General features: G+C 34.3%; 20 protein-coding genes and 1 pseudogene. 6 read left to right on the top strand and 15 right to left on the bottom strand.

What is annotated here, in order from left to right; translation table 11 throughout:
- The first annotated feature begins 105 nt into the window (after nt 1-105).
- Nucleotides 106-1,098, top strand: coding sequence for a biotin synthase BioB (bioB, locus tag C5N92_RS02730; protein ID WP_111749344.1), 993 nt, complete (start codon nt 106-108; stop codon nt 1,096-1,098).
- Between the two features lie 206 nt (nt 1,099-1,304).
- Here the strand turns inward: bioB and C5N92_RS02720 are convergent.
- From C5N92_RS02720 to C5N92_RS02680, 9 genes and pseudogenes are all read right to left on the bottom strand, one after another.
- Nucleotides 1,305-2,207: pseudogene (locus C5N92_RS02720) on the bottom strand (IS256 family transposase, variant Zn-binding type); the annotation flags it as partial.
- 111 nt (nt 2,208-2,318) lie between these two features.
- Complete coding sequence (locus tag C5N92_RS02715) at nt 2,319-3,752, bottom strand: glycosyltransferase family 2 protein (protein ID WP_111749342.1); 1,434 nt, start codon at nt 3,750-3,752, stop codon at nt 2,319-2,321.
- A gap of 26 nt (nt 3,753-3,778) precedes the next feature.
- On the bottom strand, nt 3,779-4,951 hold the full coding sequence (locus tag C5N92_RS02710) for a nucleotide sugar dehydrogenase (protein ID WP_111749341.1): 1,173 nt from the start codon (nt 4,949-4,951) through the stop codon (nt 3,779-3,781).
- Between the two features lie 34 nt (nt 4,952-4,985).
- Entirely contained in the window at nt 4,986-6,374 is a 1,389-nt protein-coding gene (locus tag C5N92_RS02705) for a mannose-1-phosphate guanylyltransferase/mannose-6-phosphate isomerase (RefSeq protein ID WP_281267737.1), read from the bottom strand.
- Complete coding sequence (locus C5N92_RS02700; RefSeq protein WP_111749339.1) at nt 6,371-7,720, bottom strand: hypothetical protein; 1,350 nt, start codon at nt 7,718-7,720, stop codon at nt 6,371-6,373. The genes C5N92_RS02705 and C5N92_RS02700 overlap by 4 nt, the downstream gene beginning before the upstream one ends.
- An 8-nt stretch (nt 7,721-7,728) precedes the next feature.
- Nucleotides 7,729-8,904, bottom strand: a complete 1,176-nt coding sequence (locus C5N92_RS02695) for a glycosyltransferase family 4 protein (RefSeq protein ID WP_111749338.1) — start codon at nt 8,902-8,904, stop codon at nt 7,729-7,731.
- A 3-nt stretch (nt 8,905-8,907) separates the two neighbouring features.
- A complete protein-coding gene (locus C5N92_RS02690; protein ID WP_111749337.1) occupies nt 8,908-10,968 on the bottom strand; it encodes a glycosyltransferase family A protein in 2,061 nt (686 codons plus the stop codon).
- 10 nt (nt 10,969-10,978) lie between these two features.
- Nucleotides 10,979-12,031 (bottom strand): hypothetical protein, encoded by a 1,053-nt coding sequence (locus tag C5N92_RS02685; protein WP_111749336.1) that lies wholly within the window; start codon nt 12,029-12,031, stop codon nt 10,979-10,981.
- Nucleotides 12,032-12,040: 9 nt separating this feature from the next.
- Complete coding sequence (locus C5N92_RS02680) at nt 12,041-13,678, bottom strand: hypothetical protein (RefSeq protein ID WP_111749335.1); 1,638 nt, start codon at nt 13,676-13,678, stop codon at nt 12,041-12,043.
- Between the two features lie 314 nt (nt 13,679-13,992).
- Between C5N92_RS02680 and C5N92_RS02675 the strand changes: the two genes are divergently transcribed.
- Genes C5N92_RS02675 through C5N92_RS02660 form a run of 4 tightly spaced genes read left to right on the top strand, consistent with a single transcriptional unit; the run spans nt 13,993 to nt 17,746 of the window.
- Entirely contained in the window at nt 13,993-15,165 is a 1,173-nt protein-coding gene (locus C5N92_RS02675) for a polysaccharide biosynthesis/export family protein (protein ID WP_111749334.1), read from the top strand.
- Between the two features lie 9 nt (nt 15,166-15,174).
- Entirely contained in the window at nt 15,175-16,302 is a 1,128-nt protein-coding gene (locus C5N92_RS02670) for a capsule biosynthesis protein (RefSeq protein ID WP_111749333.1), read from the top strand.
- A complete protein-coding gene (locus tag C5N92_RS02665; RefSeq protein ID WP_111749332.1) occupies nt 16,302-17,099 on the top strand; it encodes an ABC transporter permease in 798 nt (265 codons plus the stop codon). Before C5N92_RS02670 ends, C5N92_RS02665 begins: the two co-directional genes overlap by 1 nt.
- A complete protein-coding gene (locus C5N92_RS02660) occupies nt 17,096-17,746 on the top strand; it encodes an ABC transporter ATP-binding protein (RefSeq protein WP_111749331.1) in 651 nt (216 codons plus the stop codon). The genes C5N92_RS02665 and C5N92_RS02660 overlap by 4 nt, the downstream gene beginning before the upstream one ends.
- 78 nt (nt 17,747-17,824) lie before the next feature.
- Here the strand turns inward: C5N92_RS02660 and C5N92_RS02655 are convergent, their stop codons facing one another.
- The 4 genes from C5N92_RS02655 to clpP all read right to left on the bottom strand — a co-directional run bounded on the left by C5N92_RS02655 (nt 17,825) and on the right by clpP (nt 20,924).
- Nucleotides 17,825-18,010, bottom strand: a complete 186-nt coding sequence (locus C5N92_RS02655; protein WP_111749330.1) for a Trm112 family protein — start codon at nt 18,008-18,010, stop codon at nt 17,825-17,827.
- A complete protein-coding gene (lpxK, locus tag C5N92_RS02650; protein WP_111749329.1) occupies nt 17,991-18,992 on the bottom strand; it encodes a tetraacyldisaccharide 4'-kinase in 1,002 nt (333 codons plus the stop codon). The genes C5N92_RS02655 and lpxK overlap by 20 nt, the downstream gene beginning before the upstream one ends.
- An 88-nt stretch (nt 18,993-19,080) precedes the next feature.
- Nucleotides 19,081-20,334: an ATP-dependent protease ATP-binding subunit ClpX gene (gene clpX / locus C5N92_RS02645; RefSeq protein WP_111749328.1), complete on the bottom strand. Its 1,254-nt coding sequence runs from the start codon at nt 20,332-20,334 to the stop codon at nt 19,081-19,083.
- The gene (clpP, locus tag C5N92_RS02640; protein WP_111749327.1) at nt 20,334-20,924 is read right to left on the bottom strand and encodes an ATP-dependent Clp endopeptidase proteolytic subunit ClpP; all 591 of its coding nucleotides are present in this window, start codon (nt 20,922-20,924) and stop codon (nt 20,334-20,336) included. The genes clpX and clpP overlap by 1 nt, the downstream gene beginning before the upstream one ends.
- 87 nt (nt 20,925-21,011) lie before the next feature.
- Here clpP and C5N92_RS02635 point away from each other — a divergent pair, with 87 nt between their 5' ends.
- On the top strand, nt 21,012-21,407 hold the full coding sequence (locus C5N92_RS02635) for a SufE family protein (protein WP_111749326.1): 396 nt from the start codon (nt 21,012-21,014) through the stop codon (nt 21,405-21,407).
- On the opposite strand, the gene pilW is transcribed toward C5N92_RS02635, so the two are convergent.
- On the bottom strand, nt 21,400-21,975 hold the full coding sequence (gene pilW / locus C5N92_RS02630) for a type IV pilus biogenesis/stability protein PilW (protein WP_111749325.1): 576 nt from the start codon (nt 21,973-21,975) through the stop codon (nt 21,400-21,402). The genes C5N92_RS02635 and pilW overlap by 8 nt on opposite strands.
- Nucleotides 21,976-22,032: 57 nt before the next feature.
- A complete protein-coding gene (gene tnpA / locus C5N92_RS02625) occupies nt 22,033-22,488 on the bottom strand; it encodes an IS200/IS605 family transposase (RefSeq protein ID WP_111749324.1) in 456 nt (151 codons plus the stop codon).
- Between the last annotated feature and the right edge of the window lie 69 nt (nt 22,489-22,557).

Genomic DNA, 22,557 nt, shown 5'->3' with positions numbered 1-22,557 from the left:
GTGATGTAGGGGCGGACCGATGTGTCCGCCCATATTATATTTATCTTTTTCGGGCGGACACATCGGTCCGCCCCTACAAGTAATTTGATTGTTATTGGAGAATAAATGACAACCTTCAATCTTCGTCTTAAAGCCAAAAGCGAACTCACCCCACATCCGACAGCACAATACTGGCGGAAATGCCAAGTGGAAGAGCTGTTTGCAATGCCGTTTATGGAGCTGGTATTCAAAGCGGCGCAGGTTCACCGAGAGCATTTCAATCCGCAAGAAATTCAGCTTTCAACGTTGTTGTCGATTAAGACTGGCGGTTGCCCTGAAGATTGCGAATACTGTCCACAATCTGCCCGTTATGACACGGGGCTAGAACGCCAAACGATATTAGAGATTGATGAGATTGTCGAAAAAGCCCGTATCGCTAAAGCACGTGGGGCAAGTCGTTTCTGTATGGGAGCAGCATGGCGTGGACCTAAGCCGAAAGATATTGAAGTGGTCAGCAAAATTATCACAGCAGTAAAAGATCTCGGTTTGGAAACTTGCGGAACTTTCGGTATGCTTGAAGACGGAATGGCGGAAGAGCTTAGAGACGCTGGGCTAGATTACTACAACCATAATTTAGACACCGATCCTGACAGCTACCACAAAATTATCCACACCCGAACCCACGATGACCGAATGGATACGCTTGGGAAAGTCCGCAATGCGGGGCTTAAAGTCTGTTGTGGTGGCATTGTAGGAATGAATGAAACTCGCCCTGAGCGAGCAGGGCTTATCGCAAGTTTAGCCAATCTAGATCCACCGCCTGAAAGTGTACCAATTAATCAACTAGTTAAAGTTGAAGGCACACCTCTTGCTGATGCGGAAGATCTTGACTGGACGGAGTTTGTCCGAACCATTGCTGTGGCTCGTATTACGATGCCCAAAAGCTATGTTCGTCTCTCCGCAGGGCGTGGCAATATGCCCGAAGCAGCTCTCTGTTTTATGGCAGGGGCAAATTCGATTTTCTATGGCGATAAATTACTTACGACAGAAAATCCTGAAGAAGATCGGGATCAACTATTAATGGAAAAATTAAATTTATATCCACTGCATTATTCATAGAAAAAGGAGCTTAATAACCTACGAAATCGGTTTAAAGTTTAATAGTACGAGACGTTAAGCTATCTTTTTTTGAAAAATGCATAAAAACTATTTATTTATCCAAATTAGCAATATTATGGGCATAGTAGATAAAAAGGTTGGTGTTTTGCAAAACTATGCCTCTATTGGACAAAAGGGTTGATTTTATTATTTTTAAATAATTATTATCAACTCTTTTTATTTAAAAAATCCTGTATAAACAATATCTTATGTCTTCTGGTTAAACCGCTATGTGGGCATAATTTGTCTTTCAGTTCTTTAAATAGTCCTTCTATTCGATTTGTTGTCTTTTCAATATTTAGCTCAGGACACTTTTCGTAAGTAAAAATAGAGTCAAAATAGCGCTTAATACTGGCTGCTGCACTTCTTACATTTCGGTGTTTATAAGGATATTTTCCTTTCTCATTAGGCTTCTCTGAACGTTCATTTAAAAATGCTTTATGTTTTATTTTCCAATGATATATTTTTAAATAAAATTCATTTTTTGAGCTCGTTTTCAAGGTTTTTATCATCGTTTTTAATTCCCTTCCTGCGTGAGATTGGTGTTTTTTTCTTAATGCTCGCATCACAATCGCCACTAAATGAAATTGGCACATTTGTGTCGGCGTATTCAATAAATCCTTTAATAAGCCTCGGCGACCATCACAGGTAATTGATTGAATTACATAGCCTTTTTCTCTTAGACGATTAAGTGCTTTCTTGTAGTAAATGTCTTTTTCCGTTTTCACAATTTGGTGATAAACCACTTTGCTTGAATAGCTATCCATAAACACCATTACGCCAAAATCACGGTGAAAAAAGGTGGTATCTATAATAAGGTTCAAATATTTATTTTGCGGGGGATTTAAATGTGATTTAGGGGCTTTTTCTAAATATCTGCGGATTGTTCTAGGGGAACAACGATATTTATCTGCAAGCTGCTGATGTGTTTGTTTTCCAACGGAATAATCAAACCAAATTTGAGCAGGATCTAATTTAGCTTTAAAGGTAAATGTTTTATTACACTGAAGACATTTATAGCGTTGAATATTATTTTGATGACCATTTTTCTTTATAGTAGATCCTTTGCAAAAAGGACAGTTTTTTGTTCATATTTCAAAAAAGTGCAGTAAAGCCCGTAATATAAGGCTTTACTACACTTTTTAGCAACCCTTTTGGCTATTAAGCCCATCTTTACTATGCTAATTTAACACCAACTTTCGCTTTGGTATTCCGAATTGTTCAAAACAAAATAAAATATCATCTTTATTCACCATAATCTCTTTGGGAACAGTAAAAGGATATGCAAGATTCTCTCTTATTATTAAGGAAATATTATTCTTTATAGCATTAATATGCCAATAATTCCATGACTCCCAATATTGTAATCTAGTTAAGGATATCCCATTAGGAGAATAGCCTGTATCTTTAGCTGTCATTAAAGAATTTTCTCGATGAGCTCCTATAGTTAATGGTTTATTTACCATAACATATTGATCTTTAAACACTAACTTCAATCGAGCATTAAACTCACTATCAGCTCCAGTTCGGACTAAATTCCATAATCCTGTTTTTTCTATTACATCTTTCTTTCTAAATAGAGCTGAAGATGGATTAAAACGAGTTAATGGACTTACAGCCCTTGCATAAAAAGTACCATCATCTTTTAATCTAATCCATTTAGAAAAAGATACAACTAATTTAGGATTTTTTAGTAAAGGATATATTTGTAACTCTATTTTTCTGGGATGAGCCCAATCATCCGAATCATTATTTGTAACAAATTCCCCCTTAGATAAAAGGGTCCCAATAGTTTTCGCAACATACGTCCCTACATTACGTTCAAGCTTTATTAGCCTAATAAAAGAATATCTTGACATCATATTTTGAATAATATCTATTGTAGCATCCTTACTATTATCATCAATGATAATAATTTCTTTATTTGGGTATGTTTGATTTACTAATGACAATAGTGTAGAGATTATATATTCTTGACTATTATATGTAGTTACAATAATAGATACTAAAGGGAGACTATCATTTACTAATTTCCTTAGTCTAAGCTCCTTATTTTTTAGATTAGTAACAAAAAGATTACCCTTTAAGTCTAATAGTTCGATCTTATCTAAATGATATGAAACTAAATACCTATTCAAATTATTCAACTTTGAGTTAGTATCTCTAGTAATAAAATTATAAAGCAAATATAATTCAGGTTTAGCTTTAAAGGCTTTCTTATCCAAGGATAACAAAAAGTCACTCAGTTCTTTTAAGTCATTTCTTTGGGACAAAATATTAGCTATTGATAAAACATCAAAACTTTTGTCTAATAAAGAATATGCAACATCTTTATCAAAAGGCAATATACTTAAAATGAAATGTACTTTATTCTTGGAGAAACTTTCTGTTTTTATATATTTATCCAAAGAAACTTTAGCCTGTTCGGAGTATCCACAAGCATATAAAGAAATAATATACGGATATGTATTCTTATATTCCGGGTTCGCTAATATTGTTCTATATAGCCCCATTTTACTAAAAATAACTGCTCGTTCACTTTTAGAATTAGTGCTCAGTAATAGTTCAATGTTATTTTTCTTTCTTAGAAAGAATTTCTTCAACACCCTTGGCATACATACCCTTATATTTTAAGCAGTTATTAAAAGTCTCCACCGAATATGTCTCTTGAGTAAACTTTTAGCAAACTATCATTTAATTCATCAGTTATTCTATTTGCAATAATAACATCTGAGTGTTTTTTAAACTCCGATAGAGAGGGAATAACCTTTATACCATTAAAACTTTCTTCTCTAATTCGAGGTTCATAAATAACAATCTCAACACCTTCCCCTCTTAATCTCCTAATAATTCCTTTTATTGCAGATGCTCTAAAATTATCTGATCCTGATTTCATGATTAAACGATATATGCCCACTTTTGTAGGCTTACGTTTCAAAATATCTTCTGCAATAAAATCTTTACGAGTTCTATTTGATTCAACAATAGCTTTAATTAAACTTTGTGGAACATCATTATAATTAGCTAATAGTTGTTTAGTATCCTTTGGTAGACAGTACCCCCCATAACCAAAACTAGGGTTATTATAGTGTGAGCCAATTCTTGGATCTAAACTAACACCTTCAATAATTTGTTTAGTGTTTAAGCCATGTACCGAAGCATAAGTATCTAATTCATTAAAATAAGCTACTCGCATCGCTAAGTAAGTATTAGAAAAAAGCTTTATTGCTTCGGCTTCCGTATTATCAACGAATAATAATGGACAATCTTTTTTGACAGCTCCTTGTTGAAGTAATTCAGCAAAAACTTTTGCTCTTTCAGAATTTTCACCAATAATAATCCGGCTAGGATATAAATTATCGTATAGAGCTTTCCCTTCCCGCAGAAACTCAGGAGAAAAAATAATATTCCCAGCACGAAACTTTTGTTTAATCTTCTCTGTAAAACCTACAGGAACTGTCGATTTAATAATCATCACTGAGTTTTTATTAATTTCTAATACTTTACTTATTACATTCTCAACACTCGAAGTGTCAAAAAAATTAGTATCCGGATCATAATTCGTCGGTGTTGCAATAACAACAAAATCACAAGAACTATATGCAACTTCTGGCTCTATTGTTGCAGTTAAATTTAATCTTTTGTCTGATAAATATTCTTCTAAAAGATCATCCGAAATTGGAGACTCAAAGTTATTTATTTTTTCTACTCTAGATTCATCAATATCTATAAGTACTACTTCATTATGTTGTGCAAGTAATACAGCGTTGGATAAACCAACATAGCCAGCACCTGCTATTGCTATTCTTTTCATAAAATTATTACTCTCTATGTAATTTTTATCTTACTTAATCAAAACGCATAATATCATCATCTTTTAAATAGCTACCAACTTGTACTTCGATTAACTCCAAATCTACTCTACCAGGATTTTCAAGAAAATGACTTACGCCAATCGGAATATAAATGGATTGATTCTCGGTCAATAAACTTTCTATACCATTGATATTAACTTTTGCAGTTCCTGCAACCACAATCCAATGTTCAGAACGATGATAGTGCATCTGCATAGACAAGCGTTCATTAGGTCTAACCGTAATACGTTTTACTTGATAACGTTCTCCAACATCAACGGCATCTTGTTTACCCCAACGACGGAAAACTTCTCTATGTTGTTTCGTTTCTTTACGCTTATCTGCCTGTAACTGCTTAACAATCAATTTTACATCTTGAGAATACTCTTTGGTGGTAACTAATACCGCATCTTTCGTTTGAACAACAACCGTATTCTCAATGCCTACTGCTGCGACTAATCCCATTTCTGAGAAGAGATAGTTATTGCAACTATTGATACACAACACATCGCCTTGCTTCACATTACCTTGTTCATCTTTAGACGAAACATCCCATAATGACGCCCAAGCTCCTACATCATTCCAACCTGCATCCATCGGTACAACAACAGCATCAGTGGTTTTTTCCATTACTGCATAATCAATAGAATCTTCAGGGCAATTCCTGAAAATATCGACTTTAATACGAATAAAATCAAGATCTTGCTCTAAATGTGCTGTCGAATTTGCACAATTTTCATAAATATCTGGACGATATTTTTTAAGTTCTTCCAAATAAACGCGAGCTTTAAAAGCGAACATTCCACTATTCCAGAGATAATTGCCAGTTTCTAAATAGCGTTGTGCCGTTTCTAAATTTGGTTTTTCAACAAACTGCTTTACCGAAAAGCCTGCTTTCTCAAGCTTTTCTCCGCATTGAATATAACCATACCCCGTTTCTGGAGTCTTTGGGACAACGCCAAAAGTAACCAATTTATTAGTTTCTACATAAGGAATCGCTTGGCGAATTGACTCTTGAAATGCATTCACATCCATAATGACGTGATCTGCCGCAAGAATAAGAAAATGAGCATCCTGTTGCTGACGAGTAGCAATAAAGGCAGCAATAGCAATAGCTGGAGCCGTATTTCTTCCAATAGGTTCAAGAATAATATTGTGAGCTAATTGATCTATTTGGCGTAGTTGCTCTGCAACAATAAAACGATGTTCTTCATTACAAATAACAAGCGGTGGAAAACAATCCAAACCTTGCAAACGTTGAATCGTTGCTTGGAGCATACTGACATCTCCATACAATTTTTGAAATTGTTTTGGGTATGATTCACGAGAAATCGGCCACAGACGGCTACCTGTACCACCCGCGATAATAATAGGCTGAATCACAATATATCCCTCCCACTATTAGGAAGTAGCTTCATTTGAAATTTCTCCCAATCTTTTATATGCTCTTTACCAAAATCAATTATTTTTTTAGGGGTTGCCGTAGCATGAAATATACCGTTAGAAATCACAAAAAAGTTAGATATTTTCTTATAAAATAAGAATGGCTGCATTTTATAATTTCCTAAACTATAGAAATCCATAGTACTCATCAAAGAAAATTGCTTATTCCCAATGTCAATTAAAGGAATAAAAGTATTATTATCTTCAAAAACACCAAGAATCCCTGCATCATAATGGAATCTCAAAGGGATAAGAAACATATTAGACTTAATTTCACTATCTTCACATAAAACTAATTTTTTATTAAGTAAATCAAAGCATAAGAAATTTTCATGTGCTGTATATATGACTGGGTAAGTTAAAGAACGATTCATTATGAACTTATAGATATTCTCAAAGCTCACTTGCTTAAACTTTGTTATTATTCTTAACAATCTATTGACATCCCCAATTTTTGACAAAAGATATTTTATTTCTTCAACAAACAAAGCATTATTAAAAATAACATGATCATTTGGCAACCGTTCAATCACGCCTACTAATAAACTGATATGTCTCTTAAAAGCATTTCTCATGATACCTTGATATTTCATCGGGTGATTTCGAACTTTATTTCGCACAAGGTGTATTAATTCATTTTTATCTTTTTTAAGAACAGTATGGCATAATTTTAAGAAAAACTCAGACCCAATCAATATATGGCCTAATGTATGCCCTACAAAAGGCGTATGAGTTACAAAAACATTATGGTAAATATCAATAATTTTATTTACTTGTAGGCTATCTTCCTTATGGTAATTATCATAAAATACATATAAATCTCCTGATATATCTTCTGATTTAATAGCCATATTATCAAGTTCATTTGCCAATGAAGAATATTCTTTATAATATCTTCTATCATCTATATCATTTATATTAATAGACCATTGTGGCATCATAGCAATAATATGAGTCGCCCCCAATCTTCTAGAATACTTTATAGCTGCATATCCTCCCATAGATACGCCATATATAATAATGTGTTGAAAACTTCTCGAAATATTATTAATTAATCCTAGAATATCCTTCATATAGTTCTCCGGATACCAATGACTTTTCAACGCCATAATAGATATGGCGTTTATTTTATTATTTTTCACAATTCCTTTCCCATAAAAGTCATCTATAGACTTCATTGAAAAATTCATAGGAGAAAACATTATTAATAATTTATCTTTATCTGTTATATCATTTTCACTAAATATAACTCTTATATTTTCATTTTCAAATAGTACTTTTTCCATATGGGACTTTACTTATTTAATTCAGAAAAAAAACTGATATAGTTGCTAATCATATTTTTCATTTTATATCTATTTAAAAAATGATCAATCTGCTGATTTTTAATTCCGTTATTAGCAATATAATTAATTGCATTTGCACAACTAGTTGTATCACCGACATTGAATATGAAAAATGGAGAATTATTTCCAAATAATGAATTAAGCTCATTATAATAATTAGCATATGGTTTCACATTTGAATTAAGTACTACTGTACCTGAGACTAATGCTTCTTGAACTGTTAAATCAAATCCAGAATAACGAAATGTAGGGTTAACATATATATCCATCAGAGAATATAAGTATGGCATATTCTCCCTTTTTTCTGACACAAAATGAATATTCATTTTACAGTCTTTGAACAAATCTTTGTTTGTATTACCACTTATAACTATAAGTTCATATTTATTAGGATCTAATTTATTTATTACTTCTATAAAGAAATCATGCCCTTTCATCGGAACTGAACGCCCAACCAAGCCTAATAAAACCTTATCTTTTGGCTTTTGAAAACCAATACTTTTCTTTTCTTCTAAGAAGAAATATTCAGGTAAAGAATTTTGGATGACAGCTACCTTTGATTCAGGAACACCATATGACAGGATACATTCTTTCATAAAAGAAGAAATAGCTATATGTCCATCAAAACTTTGGAAATCCTGAGATAACTTATAATTATTGCAAGTTTTCAGTAATAAATCGGCACAATGACTAGGTAAAAGAGTTTTTTTATCCAAATAAACATATGACATCATCCTATCTAAATCTTGTTCAATATTTGTCCCATGCCAACTAGCTACTACTGGAATTCCATATTGATTTTTCGTCAATGCTGCTGCTGCGCCAGATGCTGAATGAATAACTAAAGGTCTTTTCCCCTGAGAAATTTTATATTCCAAATAATCTTTATTATATTGATGTAACTCTTGACTATACATACCCTTGGGAGAATTAGGTGCAAATAAATATTTTACGCCATCTATATCAACCTGCTGCGTACTATCATCTATAGAAGAAGTTACAACTTCTACTTCAAAGCCTTCTAAAACTAATCCTTTATATAAATCATGAGTTACAGCTTCCATACCACCGGTAGGATTGTGAGCAACTGATTGCCGAATACTGCCTAATATATAAAAACTCATTTATTATTTTCCTATATATTTATATAAATCAAAATAATCAAATACTGCTCTCATTTGCTTTTCATTCTGATTTAAGCCATGATTATCATGTCTCAGCGCTACTTGTTGTGTTCCAACTAAACTATGATGCACCGGATTAATTCCTAAATTAGTCACAATTACAGGTGTTTTATTCAGAATAGCCATTGCTTTAAACCATATATCATCTTCTTTTGGACATAGTTTTCTAAATAAATCCACATTAGTCACCTCTTTATTTAAGGATTTAGGGGGATATAATACACCTGATGTACCATAAGGGAATGCCAACATATTAGGTTTTGGACTAAACGTTGTAGCTTGTTCAATTTCTTTCTCTAATAAAATTGGAGTTAATAATTTACCTGCTCTAACCCCTCTTACTTTACCTTCAGAATCAAAACTAAGTTCTCTAGCCCAGTTAGCTACAATACAATTTGGGAAGCGAACGTGTTGATCCCATAAATATTGCAACATATTGGCTGGATATATTATGTCATCATCTACAGTAACAACTGTTTTATCTGGGTATTCAATTAAGGAATACATCAATTTTGTATGTGGACCTACATCTTTTATTTTTCTAATTTCTAATCCTCTCTCAACTAATGATTTTAGTTCAGGAGTAATCAAACTATCATTTGTAACATCCGATACCCATAAAATAACTTTCTCAGGTAAGATAGTCTGAGAAAAAATAGATTCGATTGCATAATGAACCAACGGTAATCTATGTGGTAAAGTAGTCAAGCTAACCACAAGATCTTTTTTCCCTGCTTTAGATAAATTAGTCCTATCTGATCTTATTGCAGATATTAAGTGAATTGTTGAATTGTTTATAGTATTTAATACTAGATCCAATTTTCCCTTAAGAGATTTAATCTCTATCTCTAATCTCTCAATATCTTTATTTAAAAGTGGTAAAGAATCTCTATTATTTTTTAATAAAGAATCAGTAGGATTATTTTTTACTTTCTTATCTTCAATTACATTACTCTCATTTTTCTCAGCTTGTTTATATTTTTCTGGAACTAGATTTGTATCTGCAATTTTACAAATAACCAAGTCTTTTTTTATGATATTTTCATTTTTATTGAAAATATAATTGTGTTTGTAATTCTTCCACTTCTCATTAAAGGCTTTGATAAAATCTTTTACGTCCAATTTTGACATATCCAAAATCATTGGATGAATAGTATTGTTATAACTATCTGATAAATTACTAATAATCTTCAATGAAATCTTTTTGAGAATAGTAAAACATTCTAATTTTTGCTGTTCTGTTAGATAATCAAAATGTGGAGCTATTCTATTTCTAATCGTTTCATCCGTTAAAAAAAATGATAATCTTAGCGCATTCTTTTTCCATAATCCAAATTCGTCGTAATGTCTCCAAATAGCATCATAGTGCTGTTTAATTAAAGTTGGCACAACCGAATGGTTCTTCAAATAAGAAGCAAATGTAGATCCTTCTCGTGCATGAGTATAATGAAATTTAGCAGCTTTTGTCATTCCTATGCGTGAGCAATGAGATAAAACTAAATGGCTAAATACACCATCTTGCCCACTTCTGGCATTTGGCTGAAAAATATTGAATCGTTTAACAATATCCAAACGAATGAACTGAGATTTACATGGAATACACGCTATTGCTTCCATTGGCTTTTCAAAATAATGATTTGGCACATCTGGAGAACAAATATCTAGCTGATATTGCTGTGCCGTATCAAATAGTTTTCTTAATGTCTCTGGAGTTTCTAAATAATCATCACTATCAATAAAATAAATAAACTGGGAATTTGCTAATCTTATAGCCTTATTTCTAGACTCTCCTTGTCCCAAATTGTCTTCATTTTTTAAAAGAGTAATTCTAGAATCAATTCTAGAATAATATTCTGCTATAGATAAGGAATTATCTGTTGATGCATCATCAATTAAAAAAAATTGAATACTTATATTTTTCTGAGATAAAACACTTTGAATACAGCGATGTAAATATTCTTCTGTATTAAAAAATGGAGTTACTATTGCCACATCATATTTCATAAACACAACCTTATTTGAAAGAATAAATAGAAAATAGATTTTTCCCGAAAACAAAATTATAGTAATTTTCTAGACCTTTTATAGATATATCATTGCTTCCTTTATTATTAAATTTATGGAATAATCCATTTTTATCTTTAGGATCTGATTCAGGAAAATCTAATTCAGGATTATATGCCGCTTCAGGCTCTAAAATTACTGTAGGAATACAACAAAATGCAGTAATCCATTTACACCATAAATCATCAGCTGTTGGGATAAGTAATGGCCCAATATAATTACTTATTTTATCTGGGAAAAAGCCTAATCTATATAATATCCCATTTTTTCCAGTTCCTAAGTTTAAATAATGTTTCTTATCTTTAGGAGCATAAAAAGTATTATAAGGACCAATACTATTATTATCTAAAGATATACATCTACCCCTATGAGCTACAACAGCATATTCTTTAACTTCTAGAAATCTATTAATAATATCATTTGGATAAATAACATCATCATCAATAGTAACTATAGGTGTTAATGAAGATGCATTATTTTTCTTTAACTGATAAATTATAGGTATTTGTTTTCTATAAGGACCCGTATTAGGTACAGAATATATATTTACACCTAATTTATGAAGGTTAGCTAACTCATCACTATTTCTGTTAATTCCAACATCTAATAAAAAAGGCTCTTCAGAAATATATAGATTTATACTATGTATTTCTGCAGTTTGATTCTTAATACTCTCAATTGTTTTATGCAATCTCCCCAATCTTCCACTAATTGTAGTTAATGAAATAATTACAGGTAATTTTTCTACATCTATTATATCTTTAGTATCTACAGCATAACTTAAAGGAGTTTTAGATGTTTCATATATGGGAATAGGATTATCCCAATAAGTATAAATTCTATTATGTAGTCCATGAATAATCCTATTCATATTTGATTGGATTATCGCATGTATACTTTCGAAGTTTTTATTATCCAATAATTCTTTTGATTTATTAACAACACTTAGAAAGTCATTATCTAATTCCATTGACTTAAGCATTTTGAAAATATGTTCTGCCATATACTTTTCCTATTTTTTTATTTTTCTCTTAAAATCAAATGATGTATGAATCAATTTAAATGGTAATATAAAACATTTAAATGGATTGTTAAAGTTTTGTACAAACACATCTCCTAATCTATAAGATAAATGTTTTTTGAGTTTTTCTGCATCATAAAAGTCAACATATTCTTCTAAATTATTGATATTATTAATTTCTAATTTAATTTCTCTTTTATATGTACTTGAGAGCTGTAATGGCAGTGTTAACATTCCTAAAAAACTTTTACTTTGTTTTATCATTAATGCTCCCAATTTGTATTTAATTTGGTTCCTAATTATATTGGATGCCCCTACTAAACAAGTAGTATTTCTTTTAGTATCACTATACAAATTATGTTCCATTTTCTCTTGAATAACGTATAGTTCTTCTAATAATAACTTATTGTCATCTGAAATTCTTTCTTTAGCCTTCTCTAATTCTGAATAGTCTTGCTCCAATTTCAGATTAAGCTTATTTAAATTATTTATTTCCTTATCTTTTTTACTTAACTCATCAATATAAGCTTTATCTTTTTTGGAAAAATCCAGATTTATTTTTTTTAATTTAGAATTATCCAAATAAACTTTCTCAATCTCTTCTTGGAGATTATATACCTGAGATATAAGTAATTCTTTTTCTTTATTAGAAAGATTAAGCTTAGCATCATATTTTTTATTTTGGAAATTTAGTGTTTCATTCAAACTTAATACACTATTTAATTCTCTTTCTCTAAGATTTGCATCAATCCATGCATCAATATGTTCGTCTATACTTATAGTATTTTCAGAACTACTATTATAAAAAGGAAGATGAGATATGTCTTGCAGTTTGTTATAAGTACTAGCTATCCCAGGAAAACTACTAATGATATTACTTACTATGACGGATAATGAAGAAGGTAGCTTCCTATATTCACGTTGTTCTGAATAAGATGGTATACTCATCCCATTATTCTTCCCAATATAATCTGGAATAACTCGGCTACATATTGATTTTATAGAAATTTGCTCTTGCTGATGAAGTCTCTCATTATTTACAATAATAATATTATCTGGATTTTTTTCTAAAAATAGTAGAAATTTAGAATTATATTCATTCCAATCTTTTATACTTTCTACAATTTCTTCTTTACTTGCAATTTCTTTTCTATTATTAAGTTCAAAAAATATAGACTCTGGATGATCATATGCAAATACGAACAATATAGATGGGTCAATCTCCTTCCAATATTCTAAGTGATCTATAGCATTTTTATCTGCCCATCCCCAAAATTCATTATCGACATTAGCAATGAGTAAATCCATAGGTATATAGTCCCACGTCGATTTAGGAATCATTTGAGAAGCTGTCGAAAAATTCTTATCTCTTTTACTTAATGCTTTCTTAAAACGACGCTTACTAATATTTGTTGGCAACTTCTTAGGTAAGCTTACACCATCTACATTTATACTTTTCTCTTGAGATACTTGTAACTTGATTACTTTATTTAGTAATTCTCCAATTTGGATAGGAGTAAGACCTTCTCGTCTTGAAGGTAATGCTTTATTCATTCCAAATTTTTGGAAAAGAGATTCCAAATGTTCATTATTAGCTTGATTATGCCCAATAATAAGAATTTTTTTCATTAGTTACTCACTTAACTCTTAAGTAAAAAATTTTCCATAATCCATAATGGCCTGTATTTACTATACATTACATGTTTAGCCATAAATCTAGCTAATTTTACATGATGTAACCATAAAATCCTACTATATTTAGTAATTAAATTTATTTCTTCCCCATGTTCCAGTGATTAATCCATAGTATAATTATTCATATACTGGCTATGTCCTACAATTGTTCAAAATATGGTAATATATAAAGCTAAATTAGCACCTGAATTAGGTCTTTTGAGATATAATTAAAGGAATTTAATTTGAAAAATAAGGTAACAGTTAAGATGAAAATCTCATATACTCCTTTATCAGTAATTCTTTTAGGGTTATTACTTACTGCTTGCAGCTCCTTACCCACATCAGGCCCTAGCTATAGTAAAGTAACTGAAGTCAATGAAAATCAGCAACTACCAGACGTAAACCTTGTTGAGTTGAATAACCAGATAGTTCAAGGATTATATCGTGCACAAGAGAGCCAACTGTTTTCAGGGTTTGATAGGTTACAAGGTGGAAGTGGGTATGCAGGTACAGCGAATGTAGGCGATATGCTAGAAATTTCTATTTGGGAAGCTCCTCCAGCGGTATTATTTGGTGGAACGCTATCAATAGAAGGGCAAGGTAGTGGGCATTTAACCCAACTTCCACCACAAATGGTAAGCAACAATGGCACAGTTTCTGTTCCGTTTGTTGGCAACATTTCTGTCGTAGGAAAAACACCTGAAAGTATCCAAACGCTGATAGTCGCAAGACTTGCACGTAAAGCTAATCAGCCACAAGCTTTGGTTCGTATTGTGAATAACAATTCATCAGATGTTACCGTTATCCGTCAAGGAAATACTATTCGTATGCCGCTGACGTCTGGTGGAGAAAGAGTACTAGACGCAGTATCTGCCGTTGGTGGTTCTCAGGCTGATATTCAAGACGTTACGATCCAACTTACACGCGGACATCAAGTTAAAACCTTAGCTTTTGAAACACTGATTTCAGATCCAACACAAAATATTACTCTTCGTTCTGGTGATGTAGTTTCACTCTTAACAACCCCTTATAGTTTTACTGGTTTGGGAGCTGTTGGTTCAAATCAGCAGGTGAAATTCTCTACTCGTGGTATTACCCTAGCAGAAGCCATCGGTAAAATGGGTGGTCTTATTGATGACCGCTCTGATCCACGTGGTATATTTGTATTCCGCCACATTCCATTCGGGCAACTTGATTTGGAACAACAACAAATTTGGGAAGCTAAAGGATATGGTGTAGGCATTGATGTACCAACCGTATACAGTGTCAATTTACTCGATCCAAAATCGATGTTTTTGCTACAGCGTTTCCCAATGCAGGATAAAGATATTGTGTATGTATCAAATGCACCACTGGCTGAATTCCAAAAATTCTTGAGAATGATCTTCTCTTTAACGTCACCAGTAACAAGTACAATCAGCAATGTTAAGGCATTATAGGAGTAGAGCATGACAGAGTCTGTACAAATTTCAAAACAGAAAAAAAAGAAACGTTGGTTTGCTAAACCATTATTATGGCTCACGGTAATTCTACCAACAACAGCATCTATCGTTTATTTTGGTGGATTTGCTTCAGATATTTATATTTCAGAATCAAGTTTTGTGGTTCGTTCTCCTAAAAATCAATCTTCTTTAACGGGATTTGGAGCATTGCTACAGAGTACAGGATTTTCACGTTCTCAAGATGATGCCTATACAGTTCAAGAATATATGCGTTCATTAACTGCATTAGAACAACTACAACAAACGATTCCAGTAAAAAGTTTTTATGATTCTAAAGGAGATATTTTTAGCCGTTTCAATGGGTTAGGTTTGAATGATTCCCAAGAAGCCTTTTTCCGCTATTTTAAAGATCATTTAAGTATCAATTTAGATTCAGTCTCTGGGATTTCAACATTAAAAGTCCGTGCTTTTGATGCCGCTGAAGGGCAGCTTATAAACCAAAAGCTACTTGATATGGGTGAAGAGTTGATTAACCGTTTGAATGAGCGAGCAAGAAAAGATACGCTTTCTTATGCAACACAAGCGGTTCAAGAAGCAGAAAAAAATGTAAATGATACAGCTGAAGCGCTTACTAAATATCGTGTTAAAAATAAAATTTTTGACTTACCTGCACAATCAGGTGTTCAGCTCTCATTAATCTCCTCTTTAAAAAGTGAATTAATCCGAGTAGAAACACAATTAGCACAGCTACTTTCTATTACACCTGATAATCCCCAAGTAGCTGCATTAGAAATGCGCCAAAAAAGCTTACGTAAGGAAATTGATCAACAATCTAAATCACTCTCGGGAAGTAATAACTCAATTACGACGCAAACAGCAGAATATCAACGTCTTGTGTTAGCCAACGAACTTGCACAACAACAACTTACCGCTGCAATGACATCATTACAAAACACCCGTGGAGAAGCAGATCGTCAACAGCTTTACTTAGAAGTAATTGATAAACCAAGTAAACCTGACTGGGCATTGGAACCTTATCGTTTATATAATATTTTAGCAACCTTCATTATTGGTTTAATGTTATATGGCGTTTTAGGATTATTAATTGCAAGTATTAGAGAGCATAAAAACTAATGCGATACGGTGACCGAACCACATTTAAGCGATCTTGGGTAATTCAAGGACGGGTTATTTATGCCCTACTTATGCGTGAAATTATCACTAGATATGGGCGTAAGAATATTGGTTTCTTATGGCTTTTTGTTGAGCCCTTAATGATGACGCTATTGATAACATTATTTTGGAAGTTTACCCGAGCAGATCAAATGTCTACCTTAAACATTATTGCATTTGCAATTACAGGTTACCCTCTTATGATGATGTGGCGTAATGCATCTAATAGGGCAATAGGAGCCATTTCATCAAATTTGAGTCTGCTCTACCATCGTAATGTGAGAGTACTAGATACTATCTTCGCAAGAATGCTCTTAGAAATAGCCGGTGCTACTATTGCACAAATATTAATTATGTCTGCTTTTGTTGCAATAGGCTGGATCGATATGCCACAAGATCCACTTTATATGGTGATTGCATGGCTTATTATGGCGATTTTTGCTATAGGACTCGGGCTAATTATTTGTTCTATTGCTCAAAAATTTGAAGCCTTTGGAAAGATTTGGGGAACATTAAGCTTTGTTTTTATGCCACTTTCTGGTGCTTTTTTCTTTCTACATACCTTACCCCAACAAGCAAGAGAAATGTTCCAGTGGGTACCTATGGTGAGTGGTTCAGAAATGTTCCGTCATGGCTATTTTGGTGATGCTATCCCCACCTATGAACACATAGGATTTCTTTTAGTTTGTGATTTAGCAATGCTACTAATTGGCTTAATCATGGTAAGAAACTTCAGTAAAGGAATAGAGCCACAATGATTAGTGTAAGAAATGTCAGTAAGCGTTATCATACGAGAAACGGTTGGAAAACAGTTTTACACGATATTAATTTTGAACTGAAAAAAGGTGAAAAAATTGGTATTTTAGGACGAAATGGGGCGGGAAAATCTACACTTATCCGCTTAATGAGTGGCGTAGAACCACCAACGACAGGCATAATTGATCGCCAAATGAGCATCTCATGGCCTCTTGCCTTTAGCGGCGCATTTCAAGGCAGCCTAACAGGAATGGATAATCTCCGCTTTATTAGCCGAATTTATGGGACTGATTTAGATTATATGAAATCTTTTACAGAGGAGTTTTCTGAATTAGGTGAATATCTTCATGAACCTGTAAAAAAATATTCTTCGGGAATGAAAGCACGTTTAGCTTTCGCTATCTCACTTTCTGTAGAATTTGACTGCTATCTAATCGACGAAGTCATTGCGGTTGGAGACTCCCGTTTTACAGAGAAATGTAAATATGAGTTATTCGAAAAACGTAAAGATCGTTCAATCATTTTAGTTTCTCATAGCCCTGCATCAATCAAAGAATACTGTGATAATGCAATGGTATTAAACAAAGGTCATATGCATCAATTCCCATCTATTGATGACGCTTATAAATTCTATAATGAAAATATTTAAATATACCTAAGAAGAAAAGCCTTGGAATATCAGAATTTCAAGGCTTTTTATATGAATAACGCTACATTGCTTCCACTACTATTTGATACTAGAAGCATCAAAATCAATATGTACTCCTTTTTCAGGTAACAATACTGGAATACCATTTTCTATTGGGTAAGCAACTTGTGCTTCACGGCTAATTAAGCGGTTATTCTCTTTATCCCACGCTAACTTCGCATTCGTCACTGGACAAGCAAGATTATTAAGCAGCTTTTCGTTCATATTCTTCTCTCACCAATTTAAGTACAGGATCTAATAAACAAGCGGTATCTTCCGCTGAAAATTTTGCAGAAATAGGCACATACCACCAATTTTCTTGAGCAAAAGCACGACATTTTACCGCATCTTTTTCGGTCATCAACAATGGCAAATCGCCTTTTTGTAAAGGCTCAATTATCTCTAAAGAATAAGGTTGATGATCGGCAAAGCTGTAGCAATCTTCAAGCTGAATGCCAAAACCTTGCAACATGCTAAAAAAACGTGGTGGATAGCCAATGCCTGCAAGGGCAATAACAGGTTTTTGGTAAAACTCACGGATCAACTTCTTCTCGCCTGTTTTTAAGTTAATCACCCATTCAGACTCAAGTTGCATTGCGTATTCACCTTCTTTTGCAAATTTTCCGTTACAAATCACCGCTTGTACCGACTTCAAGCGGCTAGGCAGCTCTCGCAACCCACCTGCAGGTAATACAAAACCGTTACCCAAACGGCGCTCGCCATCCACCACCACCCATTCCATATCTCGCTCAAGAGCGTAATGCTGCAAGCCATCGTCGGTAACGATTAAATCTAGTTCAAACTGACTAAGCAATAGTTCAATACTCTGCTGGCGATTCGGTGAAATGGCAACAGGAGCTTGGGTGCGTTGAGCGATCAACACAGGCTCATCGCCCATCATTTCAGGGGAACTATCCTCCGTCACCAACTGCGGAAAAACTTTATTTTTACCGCCATAGCCACGAGAAATCACACCCACTTTCACGCTATGTTGTTGTAGCTGCTCCACCAGCCACACCACCACAGGCGTTTTGCCATTTCCGCCCACAGAAATGTTACCCACCACTAACACTGGCACAGGCGAGCGGTAAGATTTCAAGATTTCTTTGCGATATAACGCTACTCGAATTTGGCTAATCAACCAAAAGATTAGCGAAAACGGGGCCAGTAGCCAAGTGATGAGAGATTTGGTTTGCCAAATTTTCATAGTATGTAGTTCAATAATACTAATGTTAAATAGATATTTCTGCCTTTTAAAATAATAAAGGACAATGGAAAGATCCATTGCCCATTTTTTACTCCACCTTCGGCTTCTCCCCTTTCTCCACACAATTTTTACCTACTGTTACCTTGCTAGCTTTGAGTGACGGTAAATCGTACATTGTGTCGAGTAAGAGATTTTCTACGATAGAACGCAAGCCCCTTGCCCCTGTTTTGCGAGAAATCGCTTTTTGAGCAATAGCAACTAAAGCATCTTTGGTGAATTTCAGCTCTACATTTTCCATTTTGAACAAGGCTTGATACTGCTTGATAATCGCATTTTTCGGTTCGGTCAAAATGTTGATTAACGCTTTTTCATCAAGTTCTTCAAGCGGTGTGATCACAGGCAAACGCCCGATCAATTCAGGGATCAAGCCAAATTTCACCAAATCTTCAGGTTCCACCTGTTTAAATAATTCCGTTAAGGCTTGGAGATCTTTGTCCTTTTTCAATTCCGCTTTAAAGCCAATGCCACCTTGCATATTAGTGCGAGACTCCACAATTTTATCTAATCCTGCAAAAGCCCCACCACAGATAAACAAGATCTTAGACGTATCGACTGGAATCGTCTCTTGTTTCGGGTGTTTGCGTCCGCCTTGTGGATTGATGTTGGCAACCGTGCCTTCAATCAGTTTAAGCAACGCCTGCTGAACGCCTTCCCCTGACACATCACGGGTGAGCGATGGGTTTTCAGATTTACGGGTGATCTTGTCGATCTCATCGATAAAGATAATGCCACGTTCCGCCTGATCTTTATCAAAATCGCATTTCATCAACAATTTTTGGATCACATTTTCCACATCTTCGCCCACATAACCTGCTTGGGTTAGCGTTGTAGCGTCCGCAACAGCAAACGGCACATTTAAACGGCGAGCCAATGTTTCTGCCAATAAGGTTTTACCGCTTCCCGTTGGACCGATTAACAAAATGTTACTTTTGCCGAGTTCAACACCTTCACTTTCTTTATTGTCAGAAAGGGCATTACGTAACCGCTTGTAGTGGTTATAAACCGCCACCGACAACACTTTTTTAGCGTGTTCTTGCCCAATCACATAATCATCTAAATGGGCGTGAATTTCGTGTGGCGTTGGCACTTTTGCCAATACGTCTTCACTTTCGGCTTGGCTTTCTTCCTCAATCGCCTCTTCGCTCTTACCATTCAATAGATTGTAAGACTCTTCAATACATTCGTTACAAATATGCCCCTCTGTCCCCTCGACTAAGGCATCAACTTCATTGCGGCGTTTGCCACAAAAACTACAGTGGGGTGTGTTCTCAAAATTTGCCATTATTTGCTCTCTCTATGCGTAACCACTTCATCAATTAAACCGTAGGCTTTCGCTTCATCGGCAGACATAAAATTATCTCGCTCTGTATCGGCTGCAACCTTATCAAACGGCTGTGAACAATGCTCTGCCATTTTACGAGTGAGCATCTCTTTGAGTTTTAAAATCTCTTGGGCGTGAATTTGAATATCTGTTGCCTGACCACGATAGCCGCCAAGTGGTTGGTGGATCATCACACGGGAATTTGGTAACGCAAAACGCTTGCCTTTCGCCCCAGCGGATAACAAAAATGCCCCCATTGAACAGGCTTGACCCATACATAATGTAGAAACATCAGGCTTGATAAAATTCATCGTATCATAAATCGCCAAACCAGCCGTCACCACGCCGCCCGGCGAGTTGATGTAGAGATAAATATCTTTTTCAGGATCTTCCGCTTCCAAAAACAGCATTTGGGCGATAATCAGCTTCGCCATTTCATCTTCCACGCCACCATTTAAGAAAATAATACGCTCTTTTAACAAGCGTGAATAAATATCGTAGGCACGTTCGCCTTTTGAGCTTTGCTCAACAACCATAGGGATAACAGACATTTTCTATTCCTTTTATAAATCGGTAAAAATTGGGGGATTTTAGCAAAAAATCGCAGTATGATATAGCCTTTTTGAACGGGAGACGATATGCCATTTAACGACATTTACGTACAATTTGCCCTTTGCAAATCGTGGGAAGAAAGATACCGCTTGTTAATTCAATTAAGCCGTCAATTACCTAAACCAACCGAGCAACAACTTGCAAGCTGGCAAGAAATTCACGGCTGCGAAAGCCGTTTATGGTTTGATTTTCAACTTGAGCCACGCAAGGTGCAAGGCTACAGTGACGCACGTTTAATGCAGGGGCTGTTGGTGATTTTAATCGCTTACCTTAATGAACAATCAGCGGAAAATTTACAACAGTTTGATATTCAACAGCTTTTTGATGAGCTACAAATCACTCGCCATTTAACGAGTACGAGATTAAACGGATTACAGCAACTCCAAAGCCTTATCAGAGCAAAATCCACACGCTCTATTTAAATAACTGGCGAAGTTTCTCAGCTCTGGATTGATCTAACTTCGCCAAGTCATCTACCGCTTTATTCTGCTTAGCTAAATCTTTTGCCATATTGGCGCACAATGCTACATTTTCTAAAGTATCTGCTTGATTATAATAGCTTTCTTGGCTCGTCAATGCGGTATCAAATTGCTGGTAGGCTTTATCAAACTGCTTTTGCTTACATAAAAACGTGCCGTAGTTATTGAGAACATCTGGACGAGCTTGTGCATTTTTACTGTGGGGTTTGCTCAGTTCGATCGCTTGTTGATAGGTATGCTCTGCTTTTGAATAATCACCAATTTGTTGGTAATAATAGGCAAGGACAGAATGTGGTAGGTAATCCTTATTATCGTGTTCAAGGGCTTTGTCGATATTCTCTTTCGCTTTAGGAAAATCAGACTGTTCAAGATAGGCAAGGGCTAAATTGATACGAGCTTTAACTGCTTCTGAACGATTGAAAGTGGTCTGTTCCGTTGGGGCTTGGCAGGCTGTGAGCCATAAAACAAGGCTAAAAGCGGTTAGTTTGGGGAGAAATTTTGCAAAATTCATAGAAATTCCTTATTTATTAGACCTAGGGGAAAACTCTAAGTAAGCATAGAGATAGGGTTATAAATGTCTTTCAAAATATGTTTCGTCAAATTGAATATGTTCTGCAATAATTAGCTCTTTTATTTCATTTGAAAAATCGGTGGTCTTATGATGTTCTTTTTGATTTTTAATATAGTTAATAATTCTTTCTTTATCTCTGCTACTATAACTTAAAGCACAATAGCCTACAGACCACTCACTGAATTCTGGAAACTTATCTTGATTATTTTTTAGAAAATGATGCGTATCTATTTTTAATTTTCGTACAAACTCAGAAATACAAATTGTTTGGTGTAATTGAACAAACAAATGAATATGATCTGGCATTCCGTTAATACGATATAAAATTGAATTATGCTTTTTGACAAAAGACCAAATATAACGGTAAAGCATCATTTCATTTTGTTCATTTATTGAAGGTATTCCATATTTTGTTCTAAAAATAATATGGTAAAGCAAATTCGTATAGCTCATTTTATCTCCGTTCTGCCTAGGGTTCACCCTAGGTTAAGCATAGGACTATCCCTTTGGGATAGATTTTGA

Origin of the sequence: Glaesserella australis (assembly GCF_003260095.1) — a bacterium.
In the GTDB taxonomy this organism is placed as follows: domain Bacteria; phylum Pseudomonadota; class Gammaproteobacteria; order Enterobacterales; family Pasteurellaceae; genus Glaesserella; species Glaesserella australis.
Note: the sequence above shows the minus strand (reverse complement) of the source record. Positions and strands in the feature narration are given on the sequence as shown.

Bases quoted from the DNA above. Each gene is read 5' to 3' on its own strand.
- bioB (WP_111749344.1), top strand. From the start codon at position 106: ATGACAACCTTCAATCTTCGTCTTAAAGCCAAAAGCGAACTCACCCCA.
- C5N92_RS02715 (WP_111749342.1), bottom strand. From the start codon at position 3,752: ATGCCAAGGGTGTTGAAGAAATTCTTTCTAAGAAAGAAAAATAACATT.
- C5N92_RS02710 (WP_111749341.1), bottom strand. From the start codon at position 4,951: ATGAAAAGAATAGCAATAGCAGGTGCTGGCTATGTTGGTTTATCCAAC.
- C5N92_RS02700 (WP_111749339.1), bottom strand. From the start codon at position 7,720: ATGGAAAAAGTACTATTTGAAAATGAAAATATAAGAGTTATATTTAGT.
- C5N92_RS02695 (WP_111749338.1), bottom strand. From the start codon at position 8,904: ATGAGTTTTTATATATTAGGCAGTATTCGGCAATCAGTTGCTCACAAT.
- C5N92_RS02690 (WP_111749337.1), bottom strand. From the start codon at position 10,968: ATGAAATATGATGTGGCAATAGTAACTCCATTTTTTAATACAGAAGAA.
- C5N92_RS02685 (WP_111749336.1), bottom strand. From the start codon at position 12,031: ATGGCAGAACATATTTTCAAAATGCTTAAGTCAATGGAATTAGATAAT.
- C5N92_RS02680 (WP_111749335.1), bottom strand. From the start codon at position 13,678: ATGAAAAAAATTCTTATTATTGGGCATAATCAAGCTAATAATGAACAT.
- C5N92_RS02675 (WP_111749334.1), top strand. From the start codon at position 13,993: ATGAAAATCTCATATACTCCTTTATCAGTAATTCTTTTAGGGTTATTA.
- C5N92_RS02670 (WP_111749333.1), top strand. From the start codon at position 15,175: ATGACAGAGTCTGTACAAATTTCAAAACAGAAAAAAAAGAAACGTTGG.
- C5N92_RS02665 (WP_111749332.1), top strand. From the start codon at position 16,302: ATGCGATACGGTGACCGAACCACATTTAAGCGATCTTGGGTAATTCAA.
- C5N92_RS02660 (WP_111749331.1), top strand. From the start codon at position 17,096: ATGATTAGTGTAAGAAATGTCAGTAAGCGTTATCATACGAGAAACGGT.
- C5N92_RS02655 (WP_111749330.1), bottom strand. From the start codon at position 18,010: ATGAACGAAAAGCTGCTTAATAATCTTGCTTGTCCAGTGACGAATGCG.
- lpxK (WP_111749329.1), bottom strand. From the start codon at position 18,992: ATGAAAATTTGGCAAACCAAATCTCTCATCACTTGGCTACTGGCCCCG.
- clpX (WP_111749328.1), bottom strand. From the start codon at position 20,334: ATGGCAAATTTTGAGAACACACCCCACTGTAGTTTTTGTGGCAAACGC.
- clpP (WP_111749327.1), bottom strand. From the start codon at position 20,924: ATGTCTGTTATCCCTATGGTTGTTGAGCAAAGCTCAAAAGGCGAACGT.
- C5N92_RS02635 (WP_111749326.1), top strand. From the start codon at position 21,012: ATGCCATTTAACGACATTTACGTACAATTTGCCCTTTGCAAATCGTGG.
- pilW (WP_111749325.1), bottom strand. From the start codon at position 21,975: ATGAATTTTGCAAAATTTCTCCCCAAACTAACCGCTTTTAGCCTTGTT.
- tnpA (WP_111749324.1), bottom strand. From the start codon at position 22,488: ATGAGCTATACGAATTTGCTTTACCATATTATTTTTAGAACAAAATAT.